The organism is Microvirga sp. P4_G7, from assembly GCF_056401005.1.
This window is the reverse complement of the sequence record NZ_JBFUKD010000839.1, coordinates 1-1,395: the sequence shown is the minus strand read 5'-3', so window position 1 is coordinate 1,395 and position 1,395 is coordinate 1. Positions and strand designations below refer to the sequence as shown.

The 1,395-nt window shown below is 61.3% G+C and carries 2 protein-coding genes and 1 pseudogene; all 3 read left to right on the top strand.

Annotation, left to right across the window (positions count from 1 at the left end; genetic code table 11):
* Window positions 1-278: TOBE domain-containing protein (locus AC1DT3_RS21195; RefSeq protein ID WP_477467162.1), on the top strand; the 278-nt coding region annotated here is incomplete at its 5' end.
* 2 nt (window positions 279-280) lie between these two features.
* Window positions 281-1,186: an ABC transporter permease gene (locus AC1DT3_RS21190; RefSeq protein ID WP_477467161.1), complete on the top strand. Its 906-nt coding sequence runs from the start codon at window positions 281-283 to the stop codon at window positions 1,184-1,186.
* A pseudogene (locus tag AC1DT3_RS21185) lies at window positions 1,183-1,395 on the top strand (putrescine ABC transporter permease PotI); the annotation flags it as partial. The gene AC1DT3_RS21190 and the pseudogene AC1DT3_RS21185, both read left to right, overlap by 4 nt.

Genomic DNA, 1,395 nt, shown 5'->3' with positions numbered 1-1,395 from the left:
TGCACACCGGGCAACCGGTCGCTATCGCGATCCGCCCCGAGAAGATGGTGATACGCCGCGGTGCGCCGGCTCCTGACGTGCACAACGCGTTGAGCGGCGAAGTTTGGGATATCGGCTATCTGGGAGATTGGACAGTTTATCGCGTGAAGCTCGCGTCCGGCGAGATATTGCGCGTGTCGCGGGCGAACGCGTCTCGCTTCGTCGAGAACCCGATCGACTGGGACGAGGAGGTCCATCTGACGTTCTCACCCGATTCCGCCGTCATCCTTTCGGAATAGCCATGGCGTCGCGTCCGCTCATGAAACGGCTGTCGACTGGCATCGTGCCTGCGATCCCGTTCCTTTGGCTCGCATTGCTGTTTCTGCTGCCGTTTCTGATCGTCTTCAAGATCAGCTTGTCGGACCCGGCGACGGCTCAGCCGCCGTATACCCCCATCTTCGACTGGGGCGATATTCTCGGCTTCTTCGAGGGCCTCGATCTCGAAAACTTCTCCCTGCTCGTCGAGGACGGCATCTATCTCGAGGCGACACTCTCATCGGTGCGGATCGCGGCTATCTCGACCGCGCTGTTGCTCCTGGTGGGCTTTCCGATCGCCTACGCGATGGCGCGTGCGCCAGCGCGCCATCGCACGCTGCTCATCGCCCTGATCATCCTGCCGTTTTGGACGAGCTTTCTGATCCGCATCTACGCCTGGGTCGCCATTCTGAAGCCGGAGGGCCTGCTCAATCAGGCCCTGATCGGGGTCGGCCTCATTTCCGAGCCGCTGATCATTCTCAACACCGAGACCGCTGTCTATATCGGCATCGTCTACGCCTATCTGCCGTTCATGGTCTTGCCTCTCTATGCCTCTCTCGAGCGAATGGACCATTCGCTGATCGAGGCGGCGCTCGATCTCGGCTGTCCGCCCTGGCGCGCCTTCTGGGCCATCACCGTGCCGCTGGCGATGCCCGGAATCATCGCGGGGTCGTTGCTCTGTTTCATCCCGGCCGTTGGCGAATTCGTCATTCCCGATCTGCTCGGGGGATCCGAAACCTTGATGATCGGGCGGCAATTGTGGAGCGAGTTTTTCTCCAACCGCGATTGGCCGCTCGCCTCGGCGGTCGCGATCCTCCTGCTGATCATTCTCGTCGTGCCCATCGTCATCTATCGCGATGTCGAAGCGCGCAGGCTGGAGACGCGGCGATGAGAAACCGGCTCAGCCTCTTCAACGTTACGTCCCTCGCGCTCGGTTTCGCGTTTCTCTATCTGCCGATTCTGCTGCTCATCGTCTATTCGTTCAATGCGTCGCGGCTGGTCACGGTGTGGGGCGGATTCTCGACGCAATGGTACGGCGCACTCTTCCGCAACGAGGCGCTCATGGATGCGGCGTGGGTGACCGTGCGCATCGCCTTCCTC

Excerpts from the sequence above, each read along its gene's own strand:
- AC1DT3_RS21190 (WP_477467161.1), top strand. The coding sequence starts at position 281 with ATGGCGTCGCGTCCGCTCATGAAACGGCTGTCGACTGGCATCGTGCCT.